Below are 4,003 nucleotides of genomic sequence, written 5' to 3'. Positions count from 1 at the left end.
CGGGCTGCTCGCCGTCGCGACGGCGGCGGTGCTGGGGCGGCGGCGCGGCTGAGCCGGTCGGCCCGGCCGCGGTGCTGTGGCGCCCGGAGTCCGTTCACCGCGTGAACTGTCTCCGGCGACAGCGGGTCTGTTCGGGTGGCCCCGGCGGCCCACCGCCCGGGTCCCGGTGGGTCCGGCCGATCTCCACGCCTACCCGGTCGGTGAGGGTGGATCGTGGGAATTCGCTTACCAGGTAAGCGAGTTCGGAGAGAGCCGTCCCGGTGGGGGCGGCCCGGCGCGCGGCCGGCGGGGAACGGCCGGCGGGCCACCATGTCGGACGGGTGAATCCGCTGACCGGGTGAGCGAACTCGGCCGGGGCGAAGGGTCGCGGCATCCGGAGCCCTGCGCAACCGCGCCCCGGAGCCCGGCGCGGCGCACTCACGTGGCACCTCGGGACCGCGCAGGGCGGCGGCCCGCGACGGGTGTGGCGCGGTGCGGGATCAGCCCGAGCCCGGACCGGACCCGGCGGCGGCGTCGCGGGTGGTGCCGGGGGCGCTGTCGTCGGCACGGTCGGCGGGGACGGGCTCGTCGCCGAAGCCGTCTCGGCCGGAGAGCTGGTCCCGCAGGCTGCCCGCCTTCTCGCGCTTCCCGCTGCGCTGCAACAGTTCCAGTCGGATGAACAGCACCAGGGCGACCAGGGCGACGGCGCCGAAGGTCAGCCACTGCAGGGCGTAGGAAAAGTTGCTGAACGGCGCTCCGCCCCCGACCGGCTCGACCGGGATCGGGTCCAGCACGCCGGGCTGGCCGGCCTCCAGCACGACGACGCCCTCGACCGGCGTCAGGCCGGTGGCGGCGGCGACCGAGCGGGAGTCCGACACGTAGACCTGGCGGGTGCCGTTCTCGACCAGCGGCGGGCGGCCCTGCGGGTCGGTCTCGTCCAGGCGCAGCCTGCCCTCGACCGTCACCGGGCCGGCGGGCGCGGCGGCGTAGCCGGGCACGGCGCCCCGGTCCGCGGCCGGGACCGACCCCCGGTTCACCACGACGGTCCGGCCGTCGGTGAGCCGCAGCGGCGTCAGCACCTCGAAGGCGGGTGCGCCGTCGACGACCCGCAGGCGGACCAGGGTCTCCGCGGCACGGTCGAAGGTGCCGGCCAGGGTGACCCGGCGCCACTGGTCGTCCGCGCCGATCGCCGTGCCCGGCGGGACGAGCGTGTCGAACCCGACGGCGGGGGTCGCGTCGGCGGTGGCGATGGCCCGGCTCTGCGCGGAGCGCTCGGACTCCCGGTCGAACTGCCACGGCGCGAGCAGCGTGTAGCAGGCGACGGCGAAGGCCAGCACCGCGACGACGAACGCGATCCACCCGGGACGCAGCAGGAAACGCACGCGGCCCAGGGTAGCCGCGCCCGCGGACGGTCCCGCCGGGGCGATACTGCCCGCCGTGGTGGTTCAGGGAGCGGTCCTCGTGGCGGGGACGACGTCGGACGCGGGCAAGAGCGCCGTCGTCGCCGGTATCTGCCGGTGGCTGCACCGGCGCGGCGTCTCGGTGGCGCCGTTCAAGGCGCAGAACATGAGCAACAACTCGGTCGTCACCCCGGACGGCGGCGAGATCGGCCGCGCGCAGGCGATGCAGGCCTTCGCCAGCGGCATCGCCCCCTCGGTCGACCTGAACCCGGTGCTGCTCAAGCCCGGCGGGGACCGGACCTCGCAGGTCGTCGTGCGCGGCCGCGCCGACGGCCAGGTGTCGGCGCTGTCCTACCGGCACCGCACCGCGGCGCTGTCCGACGTCGTCGCCGACTCCCTGGCCCGGCTGCGCGCCCGCCACGACGTCGTGGTCTGCGAAGGAGCGGGCTCGCCCGCGGAGATCAACCTGCGGGCCACCGACCTCGCCAACATGGGCTTCGCCCGGCGCAACGACCTGCCGGTGCTGGTCGTCGGCGACATCGACCGCGGCGGGGTGCTCGCGCACCTGTTCGGCACCCTCGCCGTGCTCGACCCGGCCGACCAGGCGCTGATCGCCGGTTTCGTCATCAACAAGTTCCGCGGGGACCCCCGCCTGCTCGAACCCGGCCTCGACCGGCTGCGCGAGCTCACCGGGCGGCCGACGCTGGGCGTGCTGCCCTTCGCCGAGGGCCTCTGGCTCGACGCCGAGGACTCGCTCTCGGCCGTCGCCGACGGGGTGCTCGGGCGCCCGGCCCCACCGCGCGGCGGGCAGTGGCTGCGGGTCGCCGTCGTCCGGTTCCCGCGGATCTCCAACGCCACCGACGCCGAGGCGCTGGCCTGCGAACCGGGCGTCGCCGTGCGGTACGTGACCGAGCCGTCGCGGATCGCCGACACCGACGTCGTCGTGCTGCCCGGGACCAAGGCGACCGTGTCGGACCTGGCCTGGCTGCGGGCGTCCGGGATGGCCGACGCCGTGCGCGCGCACGCCGCGGCCGGGCGCCCGGTGCTGGGGATCTGCGGCGGGTACCAGATGCTCGGGCACACGGTCTCCGACCCGGACGGCGCCGAGGCCGCTCCCGGCACGACCGTCGCCGGGCTGGGGCTGCTGGACCTCGAGATCGCGTTCGACCCGGTCAAGCACCTCGCCACCCCCACCGCGACGGCGTGGGGCGAGGCCGTCACCGGCTACGAGATCCACCACGGCCGCGTCGTGCGCTCCGGCGACCCCGGCCTGATCGGGGACGAGGGCAGCGACCGCGGCAACGTCCTGGGCACGCACTGGCACGGCCTCGCCGAGAACGACGGCTTCCGGCGGCTGCTGCTCACCCGCCTCGCCGACGTGGCGGGACGGACCGGGTTCGTGGTGGCGCAGGACACGTCGTTCGCGGCCGAGCGCACCCGGCAGGTGGATCTGCTGGCCGACCTGGTCGAACACCACCTCGACACGTCCTCACTTGAACATGTGATCGGACACGGTGCGCCGCCGGACCTCCCGGTGCTGACCTCCGGTCTGGCAGCCTCACCCGCGTGAGCACGAGCACCGCCCCCGCCGCCGGACCTCCCCGTTTCCCGTTCTCCGCCGTCGTCGGCCACGACGACCTGCGGCTGGCGCTGCTGCTCAACGCCGTGCACCCGGGTGTCGGTGGTGTCCTGGTGCGCGGGGAGAAGGGCACCGCGAAGTCCACGGCGGTGCGCGCGCTGGCCGCGCTGCTGCCCTCGCACGCGGTCGTCGACGCCTGCCGGTTCGGCTGCGACCCCGCCGCGCCGGACCCGTCCTGCCCGGACGGCCCGCACCCGGCGGGCGCCGCGGGCGGGCGTCGCCCGGCCCGGCTGGTCGAGCTGCCCGTCGGCGCGACCGAGGACCGCCTGGTCGGCTCGCTCGACCTGGAGAAGGCGCTGTCCGAGGGCCGCCGCGCCTACCAGCCCGGCCTGCTCGCCGACGCCCACCGCGGGGTGCTCTACGTCGACGAGGTCAACCTCCTGCACGACCACCTCGTCGACCTGCTGCTCGACGCCGCCGCGATGGGCCGCGCGCACGTCGAGCGCGACGGCGTCTCCGTCTCGCACGCGGCCCGGTTCCTGCTGGTCGGCACGATGAACCCGGAGGAGGGCGAGCTGCGCCCGCAGCTGCTCGACCGGTTCGGTCTGACCGTGGAGGTGCGGGCCAGCCGCGACGTCGACACCCGGGTCGAGGTGACGCGGCGGCGCATGGCGTTCGAGGACGACCCGGCCGGGTTCGTCGCCCGCTTCGCCCCGGACGAGACCGCCACCGCGGCCCGGCTCCGCGCCGCGCAGGCCCACGTCTCCGCCGTCGCGGTGAGCGACCGGGAGCTGCGGCGGATCGCGTTCGTGTGCGCCCGGTTCGACGTCGACGGCATGCGTGCCGACCTGGTCATCACCCGGGCCGCGGCCGCGCACGCCGCCTGGGAGGGCCGCGACGCGGTGACCGCCGACGACGTGCGTGTCGCCGCCCGGCTCGCGCTGCCGCACCGCCGTCGTCGCGACCCGTTCGACGAGCCCGGCCTGGACCCGGCCGAGCTGGACCGCGCCCTCGCCGACGCCGAGGACCACCTGGGCCCCGAGGA

Annotated in this window: 3 protein-coding genes; 2 read left to right on the top strand and 1 reads right to left on the bottom strand. The window is 76.2% G+C overall.

Annotated features, from left to right (window positions below; genetic code table 11):
- Positions 1–479: 479 nt before the first annotated feature.
- Positions 480–1,361: an SURF1 family protein gene (locus GTW08_RS24750; protein WP_073574301.1), complete on the bottom strand. Its 882-nt coding sequence runs from the start codon at positions 1,359–1,361 to the stop codon at positions 480–482.
- Positions 1,362–1,419: 58 nt separating this feature from the next.
- Between GTW08_RS24750 and GTW08_RS24745 the strand changes: the two genes are divergently transcribed.
- Positions 1,420–2,949 carry a cobyric acid synthase gene (locus GTW08_RS24745; RefSeq protein ID WP_073574442.1) on the top strand — a complete coding sequence of 510 codons (1,530 nt, stop codon included), beginning with the start codon at positions 1,420–1,422 and terminating at the stop codon, positions 2,947–2,949.
- Positions 2,946–4,003, top strand: a 1,058-nt coding sequence (locus tag GTW08_RS24740; RefSeq protein WP_161152609.1) for an ATP-binding protein, incomplete at its 3' end; no start/stop codon positions are given. The genes GTW08_RS24745 and GTW08_RS24740, both read left to right, overlap by 4 nt.

This window comes from Pseudonocardia sp. SID8383 (assembly GCF_009864975.1).
Taxonomy (GTDB): Bacteria; Actinomycetota; Actinomycetes; order Mycobacteriales; family Pseudonocardiaceae; genus Pseudonocardia; species Pseudonocardia alni.
Note: the sequence above shows the minus strand (reverse complement) of the source record. Positions and strands in the feature narration are given on the sequence as shown.